Origin of the sequence: Pseudomonas sp. 51_B (assembly GCF_017491595.1) — a bacterium.
Taxonomy (GTDB): Bacteria; Pseudomonadota; Gammaproteobacteria; order Pseudomonadales; family Pseudomonadaceae; genus Aquipseudomonas; species Aquipseudomonas promysalinigenes.
Genome location: NZ_JAFGYW010000524.1, coordinates 1 through 250, shown reverse-complemented (window position 1 = coordinate 250; position 250 = coordinate 1). Strand labels below are relative to the sequence as shown.

Annotated in this window: 1 protein-coding gene; it reads left to right on the top strand. The window is 56.8% G+C overall.

Translation table 11 applies throughout. The features are described 5' to 3' along the window. Nucleotides 1-15: 15 nt before the first annotated feature. A partial coding sequence (locus J5M56_RS26035; protein ID WP_207938192.1) for an amino acid permease occupies nucleotides 16-250 on the top strand: 235 nt, incomplete at its 3' end.

The following is a 250-nucleotide window of genomic DNA, read 5'->3' as shown; positions in this document are numbered from 1 at the left end:
GGCAGGAGTTGTTAAATGTCTGATTCTTCGGGAAAACTAAAGCTAGGCGCATTAGTTGCACTTGTGGTCGGCTCGATGATTGGTGGCGGGATCTTTTCGCTGCCGCAGAACATGGCCGCCAGTGCCGGCGTCGGCGCGGTTCTAATTGGCTGGGCAATCACCGCAGTGGGCATGCTGACCCTGGCATTCGTGTTCCAGACCCTGGCCAACCGTAAACCTGAACTGGACTCGGGAGTCTATGCCTACGCCA